This window comes from Arcticibacterium sp. (assembly GCF_055134445.1).
Genome location: NZ_JBSRVI010000106.1, coordinates 1 through 24,382, shown reverse-complemented (window position 1 = coordinate 24,382; position 24,382 = coordinate 1). Strand labels below are relative to the sequence as shown.

The 24,382-nt window shown below is 36.1% G+C and carries 19 protein-coding genes and 1 pseudogene; 12 read left to right on the top strand and 8 right to left on the bottom strand.

Going from position 1 to position 24,382, the window contains the following annotated elements; translation table 11 throughout:
* From ACTBZY_RS14145 to ACTBZY_RS14125, 5 genes and pseudogenes are all read left to right on the top strand, one after another.
* A pseudogene (locus ACTBZY_RS14145) lies at positions 1 to 437 on the top strand (hypothetical protein); the annotation flags it as partial.
* Between the two features lie 32 nt (positions 438 to 469).
* Positions 470 to 769, top strand: coding sequence for a LytR/AlgR family response regulator transcription factor (locus ACTBZY_RS14140; protein ID WP_463046989.1), 300 nt, complete (start codon positions 470 to 472; stop codon positions 767 to 769).
* Positions 753 to 5,279, top strand: a complete 4,527-nt coding sequence (locus tag ACTBZY_RS14135) for a DUF7619 domain-containing protein (RefSeq protein WP_463046988.1) — start codon at positions 753 to 755, stop codon at positions 5,277 to 5,279. Before ACTBZY_RS14140 ends, ACTBZY_RS14135 begins: the two co-directional genes overlap by 17 nt.
* A gap of 168 nt (positions 5,280 to 5,447) precedes the next feature.
* A complete protein-coding gene (locus tag ACTBZY_RS14130) occupies positions 5,448 to 7,118 on the top strand; it encodes a sensor histidine kinase (RefSeq protein WP_463046987.1) in 1,671 nt (556 codons plus the stop codon).
* Between the two features lie 13 nt (positions 7,119 to 7,131).
* Positions 7,132 to 7,869 (top strand): response regulator, encoded by a 738-nt coding sequence (locus ACTBZY_RS14125; RefSeq protein ID WP_463046986.1) that lies wholly within the window; start codon positions 7,132 to 7,134, stop codon positions 7,867 to 7,869.
* Positions 7,870 to 7,877: 8 nt separating this feature from the next.
* On the opposite strand, the gene dnaB is transcribed toward ACTBZY_RS14125, so the two are convergent.
* The 3 genes from dnaB to ACTBZY_RS14110 are packed head-to-tail and all read right to left on the bottom strand — an operon-like array spanning position 7,878 to position 11,064.
* On the bottom strand, positions 7,878 to 9,338 hold the full coding sequence (gene dnaB / locus ACTBZY_RS14120) for a replicative DNA helicase (protein ID WP_463046985.1): 1,461 nt from the start codon (positions 9,336 to 9,338) through the stop codon (positions 7,878 to 7,880).
* 36 nt (positions 9,339 to 9,374) lie between these two features.
* A complete protein-coding gene (locus ACTBZY_RS14115) occupies positions 9,375 to 10,238 on the bottom strand; it encodes a ParB/RepB/Spo0J family partition protein (protein WP_463046984.1) in 864 nt (287 codons plus the stop codon).
* Entirely contained in the window at positions 10,228 to 11,064 is an 837-nt protein-coding gene (locus tag ACTBZY_RS14110; protein ID WP_463046983.1) for a ParA family protein, read from the bottom strand. Before ACTBZY_RS14110 ends, ACTBZY_RS14115 begins: the two co-directional genes overlap by 11 nt.
* A 260-nt stretch (positions 11,065 to 11,324) precedes the next feature.
* On the opposite strand from ACTBZY_RS14110, the gene ACTBZY_RS14105 reads away from it, so the two are divergent.
* Positions 11,325 to 11,735 (top strand): hypothetical protein, encoded by a 411-nt coding sequence (locus tag ACTBZY_RS14105; RefSeq protein ID WP_463046982.1) that lies wholly within the window; start codon positions 11,325 to 11,327, stop codon positions 11,733 to 11,735.
* Between the two features lie 280 nt (positions 11,736 to 12,015).
* On the opposite strand, the gene ACTBZY_RS14100 is transcribed toward ACTBZY_RS14105, so the two are convergent.
* On the bottom strand, positions 12,016 to 12,933 hold the full coding sequence (locus tag ACTBZY_RS14100) for an alpha/beta hydrolase fold domain-containing protein (RefSeq protein WP_463046981.1): 918 nt from the start codon (positions 12,931 to 12,933) through the stop codon (positions 12,016 to 12,018).
* Positions 12,934 to 13,193: 260 nt separating this feature from the next.
* On the opposite strand from ACTBZY_RS14100, the gene ACTBZY_RS14095 reads away from it, so the two are divergent.
* On the top strand, positions 13,194 to 14,129 hold the full coding sequence (locus ACTBZY_RS14095; protein WP_463046980.1) for a hypothetical protein: 936 nt from the start codon (positions 13,194 to 13,196) through the stop codon (positions 14,127 to 14,129).
* A gap of 119 nt (positions 14,130 to 14,248) precedes the next feature.
* On the opposite strand, the gene ACTBZY_RS14090 is transcribed toward ACTBZY_RS14095, so the two are convergent.
* Together ACTBZY_RS14090 and ACTBZY_RS14085 are read right to left on the bottom strand one after the other, a co-directional pair.
* Positions 14,249 to 14,662 (bottom strand): response regulator, encoded by a 414-nt coding sequence (locus ACTBZY_RS14090; protein WP_463046979.1) that lies wholly within the window; start codon positions 14,660 to 14,662, stop codon positions 14,249 to 14,251.
* A gap of 7 nt (positions 14,663 to 14,669) precedes the next feature.
* Positions 14,670 to 16,046, bottom strand: a complete 1,377-nt coding sequence (locus tag ACTBZY_RS14085) for an ATP-binding protein (protein WP_463046978.1) — start codon at positions 16,044 to 16,046, stop codon at positions 14,670 to 14,672.
* Positions 16,047 to 16,265: 219 nt separating this feature from the next.
* On the opposite strand from ACTBZY_RS14085, the gene rpoN reads away from it, so the two are divergent.
* From rpoN to ACTBZY_RS14065, 4 genes are read left to right on the top strand one after another with little or no spacing between them, the layout of a single operon-like run.
* Positions 16,266 to 17,606 (top strand): RNA polymerase factor sigma-54, encoded by a 1,341-nt coding sequence (gene rpoN, locus ACTBZY_RS14080; protein WP_463046977.1) that lies wholly within the window; start codon positions 16,266 to 16,268, stop codon positions 17,604 to 17,606.
* Positions 17,607 to 17,609: 3 nt separating this feature from the next.
* A complete protein-coding gene (locus tag ACTBZY_RS14075) occupies positions 17,610 to 19,001 on the top strand; it encodes a sigma-54-dependent transcriptional regulator (RefSeq protein ID WP_463046976.1) in 1,392 nt (463 codons plus the stop codon).
* Positions 19,001 to 19,735 (top strand): sensor histidine kinase, encoded by a 735-nt coding sequence (locus tag ACTBZY_RS14070; protein WP_463046975.1) that lies wholly within the window; start codon positions 19,001 to 19,003, stop codon positions 19,733 to 19,735. Before ACTBZY_RS14075 ends, ACTBZY_RS14070 begins: the two co-directional genes overlap by 1 nt.
* Entirely contained in the window at positions 19,736 to 21,172 is a 1,437-nt protein-coding gene (locus ACTBZY_RS14065; protein WP_463046974.1) for a two-component system sensor histidine kinase NtrB, read from the top strand.
* Between the two features lie 396 nt (positions 21,173 to 21,568).
* On the opposite strand, the gene ACTBZY_RS14060 is transcribed toward ACTBZY_RS14065, so the two are convergent.
* Together ACTBZY_RS14060 and ACTBZY_RS14055 are read right to left on the bottom strand one after the other, a co-directional pair.
* Positions 21,569 to 22,558: an alpha/beta hydrolase fold domain-containing protein gene (locus tag ACTBZY_RS14060; protein ID WP_463046973.1), complete on the bottom strand. Its 990-nt coding sequence runs from the start codon at positions 22,556 to 22,558 to the stop codon at positions 21,569 to 21,571.
* Between the two features lie 516 nt (positions 22,559 to 23,074).
* Positions 23,075 to 23,596 (bottom strand): TetR/AcrR family transcriptional regulator, encoded by a 522-nt coding sequence (locus ACTBZY_RS14055; RefSeq protein WP_463046972.1) that lies wholly within the window; start codon positions 23,594 to 23,596, stop codon positions 23,075 to 23,077.
* Positions 23,597 to 23,823: 227 nt separating this feature from the next.
* Here ACTBZY_RS14055 and ACTBZY_RS14050 point away from each other — a divergent pair.
* On the top strand, positions 23,824 to 24,382 hold a 559-nt coding region (locus ACTBZY_RS14050; protein WP_463046971.1), incomplete at its 3' end, for a hypothetical protein.

Here is a 24,382-nt window from a genome sequence, read left to right as displayed (position 1 = left end):
TAAGTTATTATAATGGTTTTTTAGCAAAATATGATCTTAACGGAAATATTCAATGGTCTGTAAGGAACGGTTCAACCAGTAGTGAACATAATTATGCTAAGGATGTTTCAACCGATAATTCAGGAAACCCATATATAACAGGTACACTTCAGTACAATTCCGAATTCTATTCATTTAATTCGGGAACAAGTCATTATGTTCGTGGATTTCAATATGGCGACCCCTATTTAGCAAAATACAATACATCGGGAGCACTGCAGTGGGTTATACTAGCTCCAGATGGATATGATGATTCTTCTGTTGGGGTAGTTGTTAAAAACAATACAGCTTTTGTTTTTGGTAATTTTAAGGAGACTATAAACTTCGGATATCAACAGTTAACTTCTACAAATAATAGTTATAATGGGAACCTATTCATTTGGCGGTACAGCGAATAATTATAATACTCCACAAAAAATAACTTTTGTTCATGAAAACAATAAATGTAAGCAGAAAGGCTGTCTTAACCGCCGACATTCTATATCTAAAAGCTGATATAAATTATACGAACTTTTATTTGAAAGGTGGGAATAAAATAATTTCAAGTCTAACTCTCAAAAGATTTCAAGAACAATTGCCTAGTCAAAGCTTTAAAAGAATAGATAGAGGAACTCTTATAAACTCTTCTCATTTGAAGCATATTGGAATAGACACAGTTACGCTAGTTGATAATACTGTCCTTAAAATATCAAGAAGAAGAAAAGAAGTGCTTTATGAAAACAGTAAATAATTTATTATACTTTCTCTTATTGATTTTATCTGGTCAAAGCATTTATGCTCAAGATTATAAACCTCCTAGGTTTTCCCCAGATGGAAGTATTTTAGAAGTTGACTACAATGAGAACCATGGGCTTTTTGTACTCAGTAATTCCAAATATTGGGGTATGTCTACAGGTTCATTGGCTTTATTTGAAGATAATTCTGATATCCCGAACTTAGACTTCCCAAGGTTTTACCAAAGTGGAAATAATGTAATCTCTGATAATAATGGTGGATGGTTTGTTTCTGGTGCTACAGCCTATCAAAATGCACAATTTAGAATTAATGAGGTAGATGAGGTGGACTACCAAAACTACTTGGGTATTGTTCATATCAAAAGCGACATGAGCTTAGATACTTCTTTTCATATGAACTATAATCCCTTTTATTGGGTAGGTTCGGATAATTCTGCTCCTGGAAAAATGGCTCTCAAAAATGACAGACTTTTTTTAGAAGTAACTCACAGGAGGTATTATCCACATAATGAGTCTAGTGTGCTCGTGTTAAATTCTTTGACTGGAGAACGAGTAAATGATGATTTCAATGTGAAAGGAAATCTTTATAAAATGAATATACATGGAGGAACACTTTATCTGTCTGGATATATTGAAAAAGTAAATGATAGTACATTCGTTACGCCTAAAAGGGCAGTAGCTATTGACATTAATACCCTTCAATTAAAGGATTGGAATCCATTTTTCGCAAACGAGCCATATTCCGCCATTGAAAACTGGCAATTTGAAAACAATAAGATTTATGTAGGATATGCAAAAGGTAGCACAACTATGGATTCCACTGGATTTGCCTCCGTAGATACTTTATCAGGTCTTAATAAATCTATCATCTATGGTAAACTATATAATCCTTACGACCCTTTACGATTAACTTTTGCTTACAAGAACAATGTAGTTTATTATCCATCAAAAGCTACAGTTAGCACAGGAACTATGTTTGGAGACTCATCTTTTCACTTTGTTAAAGCGATAGATATGGATGGTCAGGCTGTAAGCTCTTGGGATACCTTAAGATATTCCCTCAATTCAAGTTACAAAGGAAATTCATCGTACAATTTTTCTCATATTTCTGGTGTATACTTGAACAAAGAGAATTTAATAATTTCAGGAAATTTTGATTATTTCGGCGATTCACTGAGACATTGCCTTGCTGCTATCAATTTAAATACAAATAATATTACCAACTGGAATCCTTCACCAAGGACAGAAATACCTGTTCCTGAATTTGTATCAACAAACAACAAACTCATCATTCGTCATTTATATTCCGATTATTATGGATTATATAAACACATTGATTTAAAACCAAGAATTATTGACAATATTAGAACTAATAATCTTATTGTTATCAACCCTATTACTGAGGAAATCCTAGATACTAATTTTTCTTTTATCCAAAAACAGCCTCAGTTTTTTAAAACAAATAAAAACTACCTATATTCCGTAGGAAGTGAGAGTGGAGGGGCTGAACAAACACTGAATATTTACGATTTAAGTACGAAAACTCGTCTAAATCAACTTCCAGTAACCTTCAAAGATGATAATGGTAACCCCGCTTCAATAAGTAAAATTATAGGAGTCGCAGATTCAGTTATTTATGTAATGGGGTCGTTTGCAAGTGTAAATAATATTCCAAGACGCGGTTTGGCTTGTATTTCTAATTCTGGTTTAATAATGCCATTTGTCGTCAATATAACTCCCGATGCAATAGGTGGAATTCTCCAAAATGCTGAATTGAGTGGAAACCGAATCTATATTTCAGGTTATTTTACTGCAGTTAATGGAAATCTAAGAAATAATTTAGCCGCAGTGGATAGGTTTACTGGGCAACTATTAGACTGGAATCCAAATCCTGATCAGATTGTAAAAAAAATGTGGCCCATTGGAGATAATCTATTGATTTCGGATTCTCAAACTCAAATCGGAGGAAGAACAAATATCCCCTACTCTAAAAAGAATTTCTTGATAGATGGACAGAGTGGGAATCTTTTACATTATTGGGGTAACAATGAAGATTTTGAAGATGTTCTTTCAATTAATAAATACATTATCACCTCACTCAATAATGGAACAATATGCGGGGGAGACATCTACGGCTTCTCTAATAATTATGGTCTGACTTACTTTGATACAGAAAGAAAAACTTACTCACAAACCTGCTTAATAAAAAACCCTATTGGATATGGAGTAAATACAAAGCTTCTGCCCAAAAACTTTACCAGAGCTGGACAAAATGTATATTTCCAAACTTTTTATAATTCTCAATATTATCCTGTATCATCAAGAGCCGGTTGGTTAAAGATGAAAATACCACCCAAATTTCTCCAAGATGAATTTGACTACTTTCCTAAAGTTGCCAACAATTTGGGTACAGCCACTATGAACTTATCCGGATATTCATTGCAAAAAGGGATAACTATAAAATTATTTAAAAATGGTTTCGATGACATATTCGTGCCAGACTCATTAATTTCAAAAATTGAAGAATTTAACTTTGAAGCACAAATTAACCTTGAAGGAGTTTCTATTGGTCTATGGGATTTAGAAATCACATTGCCTTCAGGAAGAAAAATAATAAAACAAAATGGCTTTGAAGTAAGATCTCCTACGCCACCAGTTTTACAAATCCAATCGCATATGGGCTCTCAAGTTAGACCAAATTTGCCTACTAAGATTACCATTACGGTGAGTAATACTGGTGAAACTGATGCCTGTAATTCTCCTTTATACTTAATCTATTCAAGTAATGTTGAGATAATAGGAAAGATGGGAATCTGGTCTGCTGGAAAATATATAGTATCTGAAACACCGACTAATTTTTATGTGGAGAAAATTGGTGATGAAAATTTTACTGGTAACGGTTCTATTTTACTTTTGCCAAGGGTTGGAGCAAGTGAGACCGTTACAATTGAATTTACGGTAAAAGGAAATAATAATTTAGGTGAAAGTGGCTATACTATTTATACTTATCCCTCTTACCCTGAATCATTTGAGCTATTTTGTAAGATATTTTCTAACCCCAACGTTTATTGCAGACAATTAATTTTAGATATAACTTATGCAGAATTAGGATTTAATATATCCGAAGCACAGCAAATTGAATGCATAGATAAGTTTACTGAATCTCTTCGAAAAACTGATAATTTCAAAAATGCAGATTTTATTGACTTTCAAGGCTCAATTGCAAATATTATTTGGGAATGTACGGCAGGCGGTGCTGGTGAGTATCAAGACATTTACAATGCATTAGGTGGAATGATAACAGGAGGATACTTTAGAAACCCCATTCATTTAACAGATTTTTCTTTCGAATGTCCTCCACCCCCAGAAACTCCTAATAAGCCAGGCATTCCTTTTACCCCATTTAAACGAGGGTTTTCCATATCCAAACCTAGTTTTGTTACTTCTATGGACCCTAATGACAAACTTGGGCCAAATGGAGAAGGTGATCTGAAATATATATCAAATAAGGAGAGAATGAATTATTTGATTCGTTATGAAAATTATGCTACAGCCTCAGCAAACGCGTTGAGAGTAGAAGTTGTAGATACTTTAGATGCGACTAAATATGACTTTAGTACTTTTCAGTTTGGTTACTTTAACATTGCAGATACCACATTTTACGCACCTCCAGGTAAGAAGCATTATTTAAGAGATTGGAATTTAAATCCCGATGAAAACTTTATAATTAGAATGGAAGCGGAATTCGATGAAACTACTGGAATCTTTAAAGCTCTTTATGAAACTTTGGATCCAGAAACCATGGAATTAACATTGGATGGCAGTGCGAATGTTGGTTTTTTACCGCCAAATAATAATCCTCCAGAAGGGGAAGGTGGAGTCTTTTTTACAATAGATTTAAAAGAAAATTTAGCACATGGCACAGAAGTAACTAATGACGCATTTATAACCTTTGACTTTAATAATGTAATCCCTACGCCACCATGGACAAATATTATTGATAATGAATTTCCTGTTAGTGAAATAGCACCTATTCAAGCAGTTTCTTCAGATACACTAATTCATCTAAATTGGGTTGGTTCAGATGTTGGATCGGGGAATCGACTTTTTGATATTTATGTTTCAGTAAATGATGAGCCCTCATACTCATTTTTAAGAAACACGACAATGACTTCAGTTACCTTCACTGGGAAACAAAATTACTCATATAAATTTTATTCAATAGCTGTAGATAGTGTAGGAAATGAAGAGGAAATTCCTTTGGCATATGATGCGAAAACCACTGTTCAAATGCCAGCTGATATATTCTCAATCAGCTCAGGAAATTGGAATAATCCATCTATTTGGAATTGTAGTTGTATACCTACAGAAAATGATAATGTTACAATTAAATCTGGACATAAAGTAATTCATAACGCATCTATGGGTGCTCATAAAACCTCTAAACTTACTGTAGAAAGTGGTGCAGTCCTGGATGCGAAAGGAGTTTTTGAGAGTAAACCTTAAGGATGATGTTTGATAGTGAACTCAAGTTTTTGGTCAATTATCTAAGACCCATTTTAAGTCTTTATGGCAAAGAACAATTTGATCATTTAGTTTTTTAATCACAAAGAAAGAGCTAAATACACTGTTACTAATATATATATTAGGGTCAAATACTCAGTACCTAGAAAGATGTTAAATAATTTATCTGCTATTAAAGCAATTTTAATTTGCTTATCTTTTTCAGCTTCTAGTGGATGCTGGGCTCAAAATGCATGGACAAAGGACACCCTCACTAGAGAGCAGGAAAGATTTATATACGCCACAGAACTTGAGTCCCAAGCTTTAAAAGCAAAGGATACTTTTTTGCTAGCAGAGGCTTATTATTTGTTTGGGAAATCTGAAATGCCTTCAGATAATATCAATGCGGCTATCTGGTTTCATAAAGCACTGAAACTGCTTGAACACAAGCCACCGTCATTTGAAAAAGGAAGGCTCTTTGTGCAGTTGGGGAATATTTCAAGTGCTAATGGTCTTTTGAAGGATAAGGCATATTACCATTCTAAGGCAAAAGATATCTTCATTCAGTCAAAATCAGAAAGAGGGTTTAAGCAATTTAAGAACCTGTTTCTTGATATTGAAGCATTTGTAGAGGCTAATAATTCTGATTTAAGGACCTTTAAGCATGAAATTATGGGGGTGGCATATCATCAATTTAAGAAAGGTGAAATGCTTAAAGCCCGAAGAAATTTCGAAAAACTTATTAAAGTATTGGATGAACGAAATAACTCCGAACTTTTTATGAGAATTATTACAGTCTCAATTTTGTCAAGAATAAATACCAAGGAAAACAGGTTGGAAGAAGCAAAGTTGATGATAGACCAAGCAGATTTATTATTAAAGTCGGGGTTTGCAGAACACAATGTTATAAATGGGAATATTTCGGAGGCAAAATATGATTATGCGGTTGCATCTAAGGATTGGAAGCAGGCTCATGATAATCTTATTAAAATAAATAAGCATCAATTAGAAAAGGCAGAGGCAGATCGAAATGCAGCGATAAGTAAGTTAAAAATAGAATATGATGTAGAACTAAAGGAGGAACAATTAGATTTAAAGGAGCTTGAGCTTACTCTAAAAGAAGAGAATCTACGCCTTCAAAAGATTTACTCGGTTAGTCTTGGCGTTATATTGATTCTTCTAATTCTTCTTTTGCTTTATGTATTTAAACTTTTCAAAACGAATAAAAGAATAAGTCGAAGAAATGCTCTACTGTTGGTGGAGCAAAATCATAGAGTAAAAAATAATCTTCAATTTATCTCTAGCATGCTTAATGTTCAAAAGGATACCTTGAAAGACCAGCCATCTTTGAATGAGCTTAAGAATATTCAGCTTCGTATCGAAAGCATGGCTATTTTACAGCGGACACTTTATTCGGATGGCGAGGTGTCTGACACGCACATTGGCGATTTCTTAGAGGAAGTGGTAGAGAATGTCCTGATATGTTGCGATAGGGAAGATGTAGAAACGGAATTTAATATTTTAGACGCCTACTTACCTTCCGAGGTGTCTTTACCCTTAGGTTTAATCATTACTGAATTATGTATTAACTCTTGTAAACATGCCTTTGAATTTATAAAAGAACCAAAAATCTTCGTCTCATTGATTAAAACTAAGAAAGAGTTGGTTTTAGATTTTGGAGATAATGGAAATGGCTTAGATAATGAGCTATTGGAGTTGAACGGAAATAGAGGATTTGGTTTTGAAATGATTCGTTTGCAGGCGGAACAATTAAAAGCACAACTCAAATTAGGGAATAGGAATAATTTAATAATTATAATACCACATACGTCTCCTCATTAAATCGCTTATAGAAATGAAGCCCCTTAAAATACTGATATTGGAAGATAGTCTATTGACGGTCAAAGATATAAAAGCTACCCTTCTAGCAGCAGGACACTTGCCTGCCAGAAGCTGCCGATCTGTGAGTGAGGCTATTAGAGCCGTTGATGCAGAAGTCTTCGATATCGCTTTAATAGATATTGAACTTACAGGTGGGGAATCTGGAATTGAATTTGCGAAACAATTAAACCGAAAAGGAGAAGTTCCTTTTATTTTTCTGACCTCTCACGAAGATGATGAAAATTTTATAGCTGCTAAAGTGACTAAGCCAGCAGCTTATTTAATAAAGCCTTTTAGAGCTCGAGAGTTAAGTTACCAGCTGGAGTTGGCATACGAAAACTTTACAAAAGGTGATGATGTGGTTGTAAATCAAAGCCAGCCTTATCTTTTTTTGCCATTTAGAAGTGGAGTCAAAAAAATTGATAAGAAAAAGGTGGTTTATCTACAGTCTAAAAAATCGTCCACTTTTATCTTTTTAGAAGATCAGAAAGTCCCTGAGTATTTTTCTGTAAATATAGGTTACTTAGAACAGTTTTTTGAAGAGGATAAATACGTCAAAATATCACGTTCGGCTGTAATTAACCTGGATTACATGATAGAAATGTTTGAGGGAGAGGTATATCTAAATTTCTTAGATGGCATTACTAAACTGACCGTTAGTTCAAATTCTCCTTTCATACGTTCGCTCAATGTGGTTCGCCGTCCTAAATAAAGGCTTACCTACATCTTATTGGCTTTACTGCCAGCAATAGTAAAACCGGCTCTCTCTTCATATTCTTCGGCGGATACCGTAAAACCGTCGAATTCTGCGAATCGGGTATATTTACCAATAAACTTGAGCTTGACGTCGTCAATACTCCCACTTCGGTTTTTAGCAATAATCATTTCTGCCATACCTGTGGTGCTGGTTCCATCTTCCAATGTGTCAATGTCATAATACTCTGGTCTGTAAAGAAACATCACCACGTCGGCATCCTGCTCAATAGAACCAGATTCTCTCAAATCTGATAATTGTGGCCTTTTATCTCCACCCCTTGTCTCTACAGATCTACTTAACTGAGAAAGAGCAATCACCGGGATATTTAATTCTTTTGCCAAGGTTTTTAGGGAACGCGAAATAGCTGCAATCTCCTGCTCTCTGTTCATTCCTTGTTTTTGATTTCCAGCAGTCATTAACTGCAAGTAATCTACAATTAGAATCTTTATATTATGAAAAGCCTTTAATCTTCTTGCTTTAGTTCTAAGCTCCAAGATTGAAAGGGCAGGAGTGTCGTCTATGTAGATTGGTGCTGTCGATAGATTGTTCAGTCTCGAATGCAGTGCATGCCAGTCTTCCTCATTTAAATCTCCCTTTCTAAGTTTATGGCTATCTATCTCTGCCTCTGCAGAAATAAGACGAAGCATGACCTGCTGGGCCGACATCTCCAAAGAAAACAGTGCCGCAGGCAAATGAAAATCTATAGCGGCGTTTCTTAAAGCAGAGATAACGAAAGCTGTTTTTCCCATACCGGGTCTTGCAGCAATAATAATAAGCTCGGTATTGTGAAAACCTCCAGTCAGTAAATCCAGGGAAGGAAAGCCCGAAGGAACATTAGAATGGTCAGAGTTTTCGTCCGTTTTATTTTTGATTTCCTGGATGGTTTTGGCCACCACGGCACTTAACTCGGGAATATTCTTATTTAAGTTTCCTTCCTGAATGTCTCTAAGGCTTTGTTCCGTACTATCCATTAAGCCATAGACATCCGTGGTGTCTTCGTAGGCTTTGGTATTCACGTTATCTAGCGTTTCTACTATTTTCCTTCTAATGGCGTATTGAACAATAATCCTCGCGTCTTGTTCAATGTGAGCCACCGTAGAATTGGCCATAATGTTGGCCACATAAGAGGCTCCTCCTACAAACTCCAGCTCACCATTAAGTCTTAGCTGATTGGTGGTGGTTAAAAGGTCAATGGGTTCCGTTTTTCCGAAAAGTTGAAGTATAGCCTGATAGATGGCTACGTGCCTTTCGTCCTGAAAACTATCTGGTTTTAAGATGTCTATAACAGATGTTAAAGCATCTTTTTCCTTTACAACTCCCCCTAAAACGTTTGCCTCTAAAGCTTTCACGTGAGAAAGTTGCTGAAAAAGAGGTTGTTTTTTTTCAGCGTCTTTAGATGGAAAACGTCTTCTGGCTTGTGCCATAAGGAGGGTTCTTTTTTATAGTATAGATAATGTTTTTTAAGAAATGCCAAGCATTTCTACTATTTCGGCAAGCTGCTCTTCGTTGGCAAATGGTAAGGAAATTTCTCCTTTATCTACCGCACTAACTTTTATTTTAAGAGGGACTAAGGTCTTTCCTTTAAGAGAAAGCTCTTCTATTCTCATGTCCTCTCTATAGCTATCTACAGCAGTAAAAGTTTTGGTTTGAGCACCGTCATTTTTAAGAAGTTCTTCTACCGCTCTGGCAGAAAGCCCTTGTTGAATAATCTTATGAAAAAGTTCTATTTGAAAAACTTTATCTTGAATCGTAATTAGTGGGCGAGCTTGCCCCATGCTTATTTGACCCAAAACTATCGCAGATTGAATGACTTCTGGTAGTTGTAAAAGTCTGAGGTAATTGTTTACCGTAGCTCTATTTTTTCCTACACGACCACCTAGCTCTTCATGCCTTAGGTTACACTCATTTATCATTCTTTCAAACGATAAAGCTACCTCAATAGCATTTAAGTCTTTTCTTTGAATGTTTTCAATCAAAGCCATCTCAAGAGAACGCTGATCGTCAACATTTCTAATATAAGCAGGTACTTTTTCCAGCCCCACGAGCTTAATAGCTCTTAATCTTCTTTCTCCAGAAATAAGTTCGTACTGTCCGTCTGCAGATTCTCTAACGGTAAGTGGCTGTATAATGCCATGTACTTTTATGGAATCGGCTAATTCATTTAAAGCAATTTTATCAAAATCCGTTCTTGGCTGATGAGGATTTACCTTAATTTTACTCACTAAGACCTCTTTAACTCCTTTAAATGAAGTAAGTCTCTGACTAACTTTCAGATTACTATCACTTAATAAAGAATTGAGGCCTTTACCCATATCATGCGACATTTTCTAACTCTGATTTAAACTCAGGCAATTTATTCCTTCTTAATAGCTCCTTAGCCAAATCTATATAACTGATGGCTCCTTTGTTTTCTAAGAATTTGATGTCAAACTCTTCTGCTTTTTCTCCAGTAAACATTAACAGTGCAGGAAGTCCATAACTAGGAGCTTCTGCCAGTTTCACGTTTCTTGGTACAATCGTATCAAAACAAAGATCATGAAAGAAACTACGTACATCTTCCACTACCATTTTAGAAAGATTAGTTCTGCCATCATACATGGTTAAAATGTAACCTTCTGACTCCAAATTTGGGTTCAGACGTTTTTTGATAATGTCTACCGTACTTTGAAGCTTCGCAATACCTTCAAGTGCAAAGTACTCGCACTGTACAGGAATTAAAACAGAATCCGAGGCTACAATAGAGTTAATTACCATTAGTCCTAAAGAAGGAGAGCAGTCAATGAATATGAAGTCGTAGTCTTCTTTTAAAGGCTGAATCAAATCCTTAAGAATATATTCTCTGGCTACTTGGTTTACAATCTCCAATTCAAAACCTGCTAAATCTATATGGGATGGAATCACATCAAGATTAGGAATTTGAGTAGAAACAATACACTCCTTAATGTTTGATTCTCCTATTAAGGCAGAGTATATATTATGATTCTGCTCTTTACAGTCAATGCCTAGACCTGAGCCAGCATTAGCTTGAGGATCTGTATCAACTATAAGGATTTTGTAATCCAAAACAGCTAATGAAGCCGATAAATTGATTGCTGTGGTTGTTTTTCCAACACCACCTTTTTGGTTTACAATAGAAATGATTTTTCCCATATTCTTTGAATTTTGAAGAAACAAATATAGCCGTTTTAGAAGCTACTATGAGTCATACAACTGTTATTGTAGATAAGTTTTGAAAATGTGGATAACTGTGAATTATTGACCAAAATGCACTACAAGGAATGTCAGAATTTAAGCGTTTTTCCTTCCGAATCGAAAAATAGCCTAGATTTTCAGACGTCGTAACTATTCTTTGTGAGACTTATCAAATTGCATTTATTTTAATAAATTTATAACCCTAACATGTTTGAGTTATGAATGTAAAAACATTTACTGCTGGTATTTTGGCTGGGATCACCTATTTTTTGTTGAACTGGTTGGCTTTCGGTGTTGTATTTACTGATCTATTTTCAGAAACAGCAAATGGAGTAATGAAGTCTGAAGAAGAAATGATGAGCACCATGCATTACTTGGTCATTGGTCAAGTTTTGATGGGGCTTTTTCTAGCATATGTTTTAAGTAAATGGGCTAATGTGAATAATGCCTTTGAAGGAGCTAAGGCAGGCCTTTGTGTTGGTGCTTTCGCTTCTGCCGCTTATGATTTCACTATGTTGGGCACCACCAACATTTCAACACTTTCCAATACTATCTCTGATATCATCATAGCGTCATGTATTTCTGGTTTGGCAGGGGCGGTAGTGGGTTGGTGGTTGGGAAGAAAATAGATTTAACTCGGATGATGTGTTGGGGAATCGTTATGAGTTTTAAAGTGCAATAAATCAGATAATTAAAGGAAATTAGCATAACGTTTACCCTGAGCTAATGTCTTAGGGTTCTGGTGATTGAGTTTAAATGGGTTTAGCCTGTACTGAGCTTGACGACGGGAAGCAATTTAGTTACGGTCCCGATAAAATCGGGAGATTGCCTATAGTGCACGAAACGGGATTAAAACGAAAATCCCCACCGCCAGTGGCAGTGGGGATTGTTATTTAGCATATCTAACCACTATTTTACATTTTTTAAAAAACTTATAATATCATCCGTAGTCCCTGCTATCTCCTCTGCCTTTAAATCGTGTGTCCCATTGGGTACTACGTGATATTCCGTTTTGACTTGCTTGTTCACTAAAATTGAATTTAGTTTCTCGCCTTGTTCTTTCTTTACTAAATTATCGTTCCCTCCATAAAAAAGGATGGTGTTAGTGCTTTTCCTATTGGCTAAATAATAGGGGCTAGCTCTCTGGTAAGCCCCAGGATTTTCGCTATATGATTCACCGATTAAGAGCTCTGTCAGATTCCTGTTTTTGTCATCATAAATACCCTGATAAATGTAGTCGTCTGTTAGGTCTGTAGGAGCCACCAATGCTGCTACAACTTTGATGTTTGTTTCGGAGAATTGGTAGGCATAAGACAATGCTAAATGACCTCCAGAGCTGTATCCCCAAAGTATGATGTCGTCAGATAAGTTTAGCTTGGTTTTGAGACTATCATGATGTTTGAAAAACAGGTCAAAATCATCCATGATATCTGCGAATTTTACGCCGTCTGTGCCTGCTAATCTGTGATTTATGTTGAAAATGGTAAGGTTAAGGTTCCTTTTTTTGTATTCTTCTACCACAGAGTTTAGGAAGCTTTTATCCAGAATACTCCACCCTCCGCCATGGACCATTACCATAGAAACCGACTTCATTTTGAAAGAAGTGGTATCTACTTTTGGAAGGTATAAATCATAGTTTTGAAATCTATTCTTACCATAATTTTGTTGAAGCTTTGTTTCATAGCCAGTAACAACACTGGACGTTAGTTTCTCATTAATTGAGACCGTTGTTTTACTGCTATTTAAAGGGGTAATGAGGTCGAAATTACTACAAGAGGTCAGTCCTATAAGTGAGAGTAATGCTGCAAAATTTAATAGTGTTTTCATAGTCTTAGATAGTGAGGGTTATATTTTATTTCTATAAAATCTGTTCCTTCTATTTTTTCTAAAAAATGGGGAAAAATGGGGATTAACGCTCTACAGCATTCCTCAATCGCGGTCATTTGGGATTAAAGCTGCCCAGCCTACCTCATTCGACCTCATTTGGGAAACAATTGACTCAGAATAAGTAGTGAAGTGGTTGATTTTGTTATAGGAATGATAATTTGAGATTCCAGATGAAACCAAAAATAAACAACACATATATTATGGAAAATAATAACGTAAAAGGTTCTGGAATAGCCACTGTACTATTAGGAGCAGCATTTTTGGCAGCAGCAGCTGTAGGTGTTTATCAATACCAAAATGTTAAAGAAACGGAAAATGAGATTGTTGCTCTTAATAGTCAGGCAGAAAATTTGAGCACTCAAAATGATGCCCTAGAATCTGAAGTAGGAAGCCTTTCAGAAAAACTTAGAATGAAAATAGCTGAAGCAGAAGCATCGGCCAAGGAATTGGAAGAGATCAAAGAGGCAAGTAAGAAAAGTAGTGCTTATTCTTTCAAGTCTAGTCAAAGAAGAAAGCAATTAGAGGCAGACTTAGTACTTAAAAATGAAGAAATAGGAAGCTTACAGGGTCAGATTGCTACTTTGTCTGAGACGAACATGAAATTAGAAAAGGATTTAGAAATTGTTCCTGTTTTAGAAGCGGAGAATCTAGACCTTAAAGGACAAGTAACCGAGTGGGAAGAGAAATTTGCACTTCTCGAGAAAGATTTTATGGATTTAGATACCAGATATCAGAAGTTAATATATGACGCTCCTGCAGATAACTTTAGAGTAGAAGTTTTAACATCGAGGGATAAATTAACAAGCAAAGCTAAGAAAGCAGATAAAATCACCGTCTCTTTCTTGATGCCAGCCTATTTACAAAAGGAAATGGGTAAAAATGAGACGATTTATTTAAGCCTTTTTGATGAGAAAATAGTTCCGATTGAAGGTTGGATAAAAGAAGTGAACGTTAATACTGAAAAAGGTGCTATTCCGGTTCAGGTTCATGGTGTTAAAGAGGTAGATTATAGCAAAAATCCTCAAGTAATTACATTTACAGTGGATACTAAAGGGAAACTTGAAGAAGGCTTTTACAAAGGTAAAGTTTATTCAAAAGATGATTATTTAGGAACGGTAGATTTCAGATTAAGATAAAATCAAAGAGGAGATGATTCCAAATTGGACATCTCCTCTTTTCGAGTTAAAGAGAAGGTTTTTAATTAATAATTCAACTTATATTTTTTTAAATGCTCGCCGGTTTCCGGTGGGCATTTTTATTTGCTTAATGTGGCGGCTTCAAAATAGAACGAAGCTAGGTCTTTTATAAGTTTGAGAAGGGCATCATAGCTTGCCGGTTTTACTAAATATGCGGCGGCACCTAAAGAATAGGCATTTTTAACCTCAGCCTGTGCACTAGAAGTGGAAATTACCATGGTAGGTATGTGCTTATATCTATCCGAGTTTTTTATGGTTTTAAGCACTTCTCTGCCATCTATTTTGGGCATGTTAAGGTCTAAAAGTATCAGGTCTGGTAAGGTTTTACATTCTTCAAGTAAAGAAACTAATTGCTCCCCGTCCGTAACAAATTCCAAGTGGCACTCAATTTGATTGTCCTGAAAAGCACATTTCATCAGCATTTGATCATCTAGATCGTCTTCAGCTATGAGTACGTTAAATTGTTTTGTCATTCTTGTGTTATTGTTGCTGCTGAGGGAAGTAAAGATGAAAGGTGGCCCCTTTGTTCACAACCCCTTCCGCATCCAGTTCTCCGTCGTGGCTTTGCATAATTCTAGAGCAAATAGAAAGTCCAATTCCTGTCCCTTCAATATCAGCAGTTTTGTCTAATCTGCCAAAAATGGTAAACATTTTATTCTTAAACTCATTATCAAAACCTTTTCCATTATCTCTGATGGCAATGTGGTGATAATTATATGAGGTTTCGCCTTCCCATTTGGTCACATTATAACTTCTTATCGATATCTCCAGCGGTTCGTTCTCTCGTCTAAATTTGATAGCGTTGCCAATTAAGTTTTGAAACAGCTGGTGAAGCAGTCCAGAATATCCATAAATGGTGGGTAGTTCTGAATAGCTGAAGTCTATGTTTTCTTTCTGAATAGTATCTTCAAATTCCTTTTCCACTTCCTTTACGATGTAATTTAAATCCACCTTTTCAGGTGCTGGGTTTTCAGCTGAAAGGGTAGAGAGACTGAGTAAATCCTTTATCAGAACGGTCATTTTTTCTGCAGAGCTGTTCATCCTGAGTAGCATATCTTTTCCTTCTGCTTTCATGGTTTCACTATAATCTGTCAAAAGTTTATTGCTGAAAAGTCTAATTTTCCTTAATGGCTCCTGTAGGTCATGAGAAGCTACATAGGCATATTGTTCTAGTTCCTGGTTTGATTGATTCAGCTCTTCAATACTCGCCTTTAGTAGCTCAGTGGTTTCGTCACGTTTTTTTAGTTCTACACTGATAAGCATAAAGGAGTAAATGATGATTCCCATGGCTATAAGTGCCAAAATGAATAAAAGAAATGGCGTAAACTGTTCTTCAAATTCTTTTATTCTAAGCCGTTTACTCAAGAGGGTTTTCTCATGATGATCAATGGTTTCTAGAACTTTAAAATAGTTTTTATTTATCTGGTCGTTGGCAGCAATAAGCTCTAGCTGATTAAACTTGTATTTAGCGGTAGAAGTATCATTGATGATTTCTAATAACAAACTCTGAATTCTGTGATCAGACTCTTGTTCTAATTTTTTTACGTAATGCTGATGGACTTTATTCCCTCTTGTTAATCTTTTAAAAAGCTGAATGGAACGCCTTAAGGAGTCTTTTTCAGATTGGAAGTTATTATAATAGTCGGTGTCTTTTGTGAGTAGATAACTTCTCTGCTCCGCAATGGATGTATTAAAACCAGAACGCATATTAGAGATGGCTAGTAGCACCCTGTTACTATTATCAATAATTTTTGAATATTTATTGAAATTACTCAGTCTGTCAAAGGTCATGACGCACAATAGTAATAGTATTCCTAGAGAAATTCCGAAGATAAGATTGACGAGCTTTTTATGCATTGGTGTTATGTATTAGAAATGCCACATTCTGGGGAATTGTTTCCCCTAAAAATCCTCACATTTAGAACCCTTTAAACGCAGCATGATTTTTTTTAAAACCTATTGAGATTTTAATATGCTGTGAGTGTGACGGTTATTGGTGTGATTAAAGCAAAGATGATTCTTATATATAAAAACGGTCTCCAAATTGAATAAGTATTATTATAAAACATTGCCACTATGTCAAGTCAAAAACTGATACTTAGCCAGAAACAAGGTTTAAAAATAAGCCCAAGGCAGATTCAATTCCTACATTTTCTTCAGCTTAATGAAATAGAACTAGAGCATGAGATTAAGAAGGAGTTAGAAGAGAATCCAGTGTTGGAGTATGAGGAGGAAAATGAAGAGGTGGAGAGTTGTTATCTATCACGGTCTCATGACAACTCGGCGGAGAGTAAAGATGGCTTCTTTGATATGAACAAAGCGGTTAAATCCAATATAAGAGTAGAGTTAAAAGAGCAGTTTCAATACCTAGCAAGCTCCGAAAAGGAATTGTCAATAGCAGATTTTATCATAGATTCGGTGGATGAAAAAGGTTATCTCACTTACACTTTAGACGAGCTAGAAGATATACTTTCTTTCGGCTTAAACATGCTGTTGAATCAAAAGGAAATATCAAACGTACTGCAGAAATTAAGAGGTTTGGAGCCGCAGGGTCTTGGAACTAGCGGATTACAAGCGTTTTTGACATTTCAAGCAAGAGAGAAGAATTTGAACCCAATTGTTATCTCTATTTTGGAAGAACATTTTGATGTTTTATCCGAAAGGGATTTTAATCTTTTGGGGCATCGTTTAGGTGTCTCAAATAATGAATTAAGACAATATTTAAAAACTATCTGTGGTTTTAAGCCATATCCATTTTATGGTTTTGAACTGTCTAGCGTAGAAAAAAATGAAACCATTATTCCAGAATATAAGGTAGATTATAGAGATGGGAAATTGGTTTACGGAACGTTGACGAAGAATGGAAAGAAGTTAGTATTTAATGAAAATTACGGAAAAGAATTCAGGGAGAGAACGGATAAAAAATTGAATAAGTTTTTGTCGGAAAAAAAGGAGTCTGCCGCCTGGTTTATTCAGGCCATTGAAGAGCGAGAGCATACCATGAATACTTGTCTTGAGGCTGTAGTGAAAATTCAGGAGGCATATTTTAAGAGTGGTAGTACATCAGATTTAAAACCAATGGTATTAAAGGATGTGGCTAGCCTTACAGGCAAAACCATTTCTACGCTTTCTAGAGTTACAAGCCAAAAATATGTTCAAACTCACTTTGGCCTTATCCTTTTAAAGAGTCTTTTCACTGAAGCCATTCAAAGAAAAGATGGAGAATTGATTAGCAATAAAGAAGTTCAACAAATAGTAAGTAATTTAGTATCGGATGAAAATAAGCGGAAACCCCTTACCGATTCAGAAATATGTAGGAAATTGGCTTCTGATGGTCTTAATCTAACCAGAAGAACCATTACCAAATACAGGGAGAATATGAATATCCCCTCATCAAAACTTAGAAGAGCACTTTAATATATGCCTAAAATACTTGTCATAGACGACGACCAAGACATTTGTCTTTTAATGAATCGCTTTTTAACCAAAAATGGATATGAGGTGGAAACCGCTATATCTGGCATTTTGGGATTAAAAAAAATAAAAGAGTTTAAGCCAGACCTTCTTCTGACAGATTTTAAACTGGGAGACATTGATGGTTCAGAAGTTCTTAAAAAGGCTAAGGAAATGATGCCAAATTTACCCGTGATAGTTATTACGGGCTATTCTGATATTAAAGTGGCTATAAATGTAATGAAAATGGGGGCTTTTGATTACGTCACCAAACCTCTTTTTCCAGACGAGATTTTGATGAACATCAAAAAAGCCCTGCATACAGAAGAGACGAGTACGCCTGCGGCTAAAACAGAGAGAAAGAGTAGGCTCAGCTTCAAAGAGAATAACTATATTTTTGGAAAAAGTGCGTTGGCAAAAAACTTGGTAAAGCAGGTCAATCTAGTGGCTCCCACTAATTTTAGTGTGATTATTTACGGAGAAAGTGGTTCTGGAAAAGAGGCGATCGCGAAAACCATACATAATAAGAGTAAAAGAAAAGATGGCCCTTTTATAGCGATGGACTGCGGGGCTATTTCTAACGAATTAGCAGGAAGTGAGCTTTTTGGGCATGAAAAAGGCTCTTTTACAGGTGCTATAAATCAGAAGATTGGACATTTTGAACTGGCGAATGGCGGAACTTTATTTCTAGACGAGGTGGCTAATCTTTCCTATGAGGTTCAGGTTTCTTTACTGAGAGTGGTGCAAGAACAAAAAGTAAAAAGAATAGGAGGAAATAAGGAGATAAGTCTAGATGTAAGGATTCTGGTGGCCAGTAATGAAAAACTATCAGAAGCTATTTCTAAAGGCAAGTTCAGAGAAGATTTATACCACAGATTTAACGAGTTTAATGTGGAAGTGCCGGCATTGAGAGACAGAGGAGACGATATTTTTGAGTTTGCGGAACACTTTTTAAAGGAAACCAACAGAGAGTTAGAAAAAGATGTGAAGGGCTTTTCGGAAGAAGTTAAAAAGAACATGCTGGATTACCCGTGGTATGGAAATTTAAGAGAGCTTAATAATGTGATAAAAAGAGCTACGCTTTTAACTGAAGGAGAGTGGATAGAAGTAGCAAGTTTGCCTTTTGAGATAGTGAATCACGAGAAAATGCTTTTTGCTGAAAAGAAAGAAGATACCGTAGAAACAGAAAATGCACCAAGTGGGAATTCTGGACATCTTAAAATGGCAGCATCTGAAGCAGAGTATCAGATGATATTGGAGGCTTTGAAAAAAGTCAATTTTAATAAAAGTAAAGCAGCTGCCTTGTTGAGCATTGATAGGAAAACGCTGTACAACAAAATGAAAAGACTTAATATTTAATGAGCGAACACTTATTGAAACCCGAAATTCCTGAGGCCGTAATGGCTCTTCAAAATGAGTTTGATGAGTTTATTTATTTGGCATCACATGATTTAAAAGAACCTGCGAGGAAAATAACCACTTTTGGTCAGCGACTAAGTAAGAGTTTGGAAGGTAGGTTAAGCGAAGAAGAAAAAGATTTTTTTGAAAGAATGATGGATGCTGCCAATAGGCAGCAGAGGATGATTGATGATTTGCTTAAGCTATCACGAATAAATACTACGGAGTTTAAAAGACAGAAAATTGTACTATCCGAACTTATAGAAGAGCTGAAGGTGAATGATAAAACAGATTTTAAATTCCAATGCCCAAAGATTGCTTATGGAGATAGAATACAGTTAAAAATAGCTTTTCAAGAGTTGATGGATAACGCCGAGAAGTTTAATAATGGGAAGGTGAAAATTAGAATCTCGACCAAATCAATTTTCTCCACGGTTATAGCCTCGAAGGGCTTAAATCCGTCTAGAAATTATGCGTATTTGATTTTTACAGACAATGGCATTGGAATACCAGAAGAATATGTTTTAGATATTTTTAGACCCTTTTATAGAATCCATGGTAGGTCTGAATTTGAAGGTGCTGGAATGGGACTTTCTATTTCTAAAGCCATTTTGGAGAAAATGGGAGGAGCCATTTGGTCTGAAAAAGATCAACCTATAGGTTCCTCTATTCATATTTTATTACCAGCTGCTTAAATGACAACCTTTCCATTAAAAATTTTACTGGTTGAAGACGATGAAGATGACTATCTCATCACACGCTCTATCTTAAGAGAGATTTCTCATATAGAATACAAGCTAGATTGGGTAAAGTCTTACCGTGAAGCTGAAAAGGTCATATTAGAAGAGAGGCATGATATTTACCTTTTCGACTACCTGCTAGGAGGACGTTCTGGCCTAGAATTATTAAAACTCTTAAAGACTAAAAACGACGACCTTCCTGCTATTTTACTGACTGGGAAGGGCGATGACAAAATAGACCAGCAAGCTATTGAGCTAGGTGCGTATGATTATCTGGAGAAAACGACTTTAAATTCAGATTCACTGGGTAGGAGTGTGAGGTATGCCGTAAAGCATGCCAATACCCTCAAGGCTTTAAGAGAAAGTGAAAAAAAATATCGTAGAGTTTTTGAAGGCTCCAAAGAGATAATTTTTATTGCAAACGAAGACTTCAATATCATCCACGTGAGTAAGGCGGTGGAGGGCTACATGGGCTATACACCAGAAGAGGTCTATGCTATGCAGAGCCATGAGTATTTTGAAAATCCCATGCAGATAGTGGATATGCAAGACCAGATGAAAGGAGATGGTAGCATAAAAGATTATCTAATTCATCTGAAAGCTAAAAATGGCGAAGTGAAGTCTGGTTTGGTCTCAGTGGTGGTGGAATTTGATGCAGACGACCGCTTCTTTTTACACGGCATATTCTCCGACCAAACCGAGAAAATTAAAGCAGAAAGAGCTTTAAGACAAACCAGGAAATTAGAATCCACGGCCAGGCTGATGCAGGTTCTGGCTCATGAGGTCAGAAACCCTTTGATGAATATTAATCTTTCTTTAGAAAGTTTATCAGATAAAGTGCTTGCAGAAGATGAGGCGGTGCTAGAAATCATTCAAAGAAACACCAGAAGGATAGATAAACTTATTAATGAAGTGCTTCATGCAGCCTCGGAAAAGGAAGTTCTAAAAGAAGCCACAGACTTAAGAAAGGTTATAAAAAAGGCTATTTCTCAGATAAAAGACCGAGCAAATATGCGAGGTGTGGAAATAGAAACAGACATAGATAAATCTCCTAAACTAAAGTTGAATGCAGAACAAATTTGCACGGCATTGGTCAATATTATTCTGAACGGAATAGAGGCCTTAGAAGAAAGAGAGAACCCGAAAGTGAGCATAAAAAGCTATGCAAAAAACGAGAAGGTGATTGTGGTAATTACAGATAATGGTATAGGCATGGACGAAAAATTACAGTCCAAGCTCTTTGAACCTTTTTATACAGCCAAAACAAACGGTGTAGGCTTGGGCTTAGCCTCTACACTGGGTATTTTAAAAGCTCATGATGCAGGAATAGAGGTGGATTCTGAGTTAGGAAAGGGTTCTTCTTTTACCATAGAGTTTGATGTAACCGACTAGTGATGTTGCCAATGTGGCATTTTGTGGCGTGTTTTCCACATTTTCTGCATTCCAAAATGGTGGAACTTATTTTTAATTATTTACTGTAAAAAGTAAACAATTATGCATCCATCAGAAATTTTATATTATACCGTATTCGGACTATCGTTTTTAGTGGTAGCCGTCAGTTCAGAAATCATCGTAAATTCAGAGGATGAGGAATAAGTTACGTCATTTCTCACCTTTATATTTAACTAAAGGTTAGAGCTCCAGCGGAGCGATATACTACAATCCGTTTGAAATTGTATAATGGTCTAATATGTTTGGCGTCATTTTGGATATTGCCAAAATCATGACTAACGCTTCTACGATGCTAGTATATCCAGTATATTCCGTTCCTTGATCTTTTGATTATCTCTATTTCTCCACAGCTTTATATTTTGATAAAATGAAATCCACAATCCATATCTGTGTAGAATCCATTTGAGCTTGTTGGGCATCTATAAAACCATGATTCACTTTTTCCAGCACATGAATTTCATTCTCCACTTTCAAAGAATCCAGTAATTTTTTAAGACTCAGCGACTGTATGATGGGCACCACTTGGTCGGCATCGCCATGAATCATCAGAATAGGAGGAGCGTGTCTTGTCAAATAGCGATATGGTGAATAAAGCCTCATAATACTATCAGCTTTTATGCTGTCTGATTTTGGGTCAAAACCGAAAATGCGTTTAGCTATATCAAAATCATCTCGGAAATATTCTGGCAAGGTGGCCACTATGTTTCCCAAACTGTCGGCCAGTTTGCTTCTGTAAATGCCTTTGAGGTCGTTTGGCCCATATACATCTACCACATAATTAAATTTTACGTTGTAGAAAGAACTGTCAAAACTAAGTTTGGTAGGAAAGGCGTTCATCATAGCGATATGTGCTCCGGCCGACTCGCCAAAAATTCCAAAATTATTCAAGTCTAACTTTAAGGAATCCGCATTTTGTGCAACCCATTTTATGGCCTGATTTACATCAATGATACAATCTGGAAACGCCCCTTTGCCATTTATGGCTACGCTGTAGTCTGGGCTAATAATAGTATAACCCTTTTCTCGCAGTTGATTTATTGCCGAATTAAAGCGGTTATTGTTGATAGATTCTTTTAGGCCACCTATCCATGCACCACCATGAATGTAAAGCACCACGGGAGATTTTTTATAAATTCTTTTAGTAGGGGTATAAATGTCTAAGGCTAGATTTTCTTTGTAAACACTGCTATATATCACATCTCCGTTAAGAAAAGGAGCATTATTTTTTACGAAGAAGTATACGAGCCATAAAGTCAGTATCAAAAAAAGAAGCAGAAGGCCAATTCCCGTTTTTTTGAAGAAGCCTTTAAAGGTTATGTTTTTCAATTTTTGTTGATGTGTCTATGGGAATAAAAATGCTGACATAGTCTTCGTTTTAACATAATGAAGGACGTATTAGGTTCAAAACTAGTAGATAAAGAAGGCATTGATATCATGAAGGAATTCTGAAACTTATTCTGCTTATATGCTTCATTCAGCTTGAAAGCAGCAGGGGAGTGACATGTTGTGTTTTAATAGCTCTGGGTAAAATCCGTGCTTTATAAAATCAAGAGAAGCGATATTCTAATAGGAATGAGTGAACGGTTTGTTTGATAAGCTCCAGCGGAGCGACATGTTGTATTTTAATAGCTCTGGGTAAATTTCGTGTTTTATAAAATCCAGTGAAGCGATATTCTAATAGAAATGGGTGAACAGTTTGTTTCATAAGCTCCGGAGGAGCGGTATGTTAATAGCACCGAGTAAATTCCCGACGTGATAAGTTCCAGCGGAGCGACATGTTATTCAGCGTTCTATAATATTTATCTTGATTTACTCCAAAACCTTGACAAACGCTCTTTTAAATTATACCCCGTATTTAGCCAACAGAAAAGCTAAATATTGTTTTTTATCTTTAATTTCACCTTTAATCAAACCAATAGAAATAGATTCTACCATTTGATTAAGCGATAGTGCCTCTAGTTCTGGCATCTCGGTACCTAAGGCCGTAAATGCTTCGGTAAGCTTATTGGTAAGCGGCACCATTTTTTGTGGGTTATAGTATTCGCTATCCCATTTCAGTTTAATCTGGAGTTTCCAAAAATCATATTCCGATTCTTTGACGGAGAAAGGTAACTCTAAAGTCATTTTAATGATCTTTTTAGGCTCATTTTGAAACAAAATTGGTCCCATTAATTCCATGAACTTTTTTTCGCCCTGCCCCAAAATAGCATTTAAAAGGCCTTTTTTATTCTGAAAATGACGAAAAATTAAAGCCTCAGATACGCCAGCTTTTTTAGCTACAGATTTGGTAGATGTAGCGTTAAAGCCCTCATTGGCAAAGAGCTCAAGGGCTGCTATTAATATGTTGGCTTTTTTGTCGGTCACAGAAATGGTTTAATTGTGAGCATATACTTACAAATATAGCATATTTGGAATTTGGGGGCAAATGCGTGCGTGATAATGTTTTAAACTTTTTGGGAAGAAATACGTATCTTTTGAGTACTTCACTAAAGGAAAAGGCTAAAGAATTGACCTTTTCTGTAAATTTTTAAAATTTAATTCTGAGCTTTGTTTGTGAGTGATTACTTACTAAAATTGTGAATTGCTTTGATATGACTTACAAAAAATACATCTTTTTATTTGCTGTGCCTTTGGCAGTGTTTTCTTTCAATATGCCTGAAAAGGAGAAGGTCATGCCTGTGGTGAAAATAGAACATCAGGAAGCTCGTCCGGCCTTTGATACCATGATGAAGGTTTTGACCCATAAACGTTGTATGAATTGTCACCCATCGGGGGATAAGCCGAGACAAGGGGAAGATAGCCATCTGCATTATTTTGGTATAGAAAGAGGAAAAGAAAATCACGGTTTTGAAGCTACTACATGTAGTACCTGTCACCAGTCAAAAAATAATGATGCTTCTGGAGTACCTGGGGCACCACATTGGTCTTTAGCTCCTAAAAGTATGGCTTGGGAGGGGAAATCCAGGGTAGAAATAGCGGAGATTATTTTGGACAGGTCAAAAAACGGTCATAAATCTCTCAAAGAAATAGAGAAACATATGACGGAAGACGAACTGGTGCTTTGGGCTTTTGAGCCTGGTGTTCATGCCGACCGTAGCCCTAGAGAAAAACCGCCAGTTTCTAAGGAGGAATTTATAGCTGCCGTAAAAA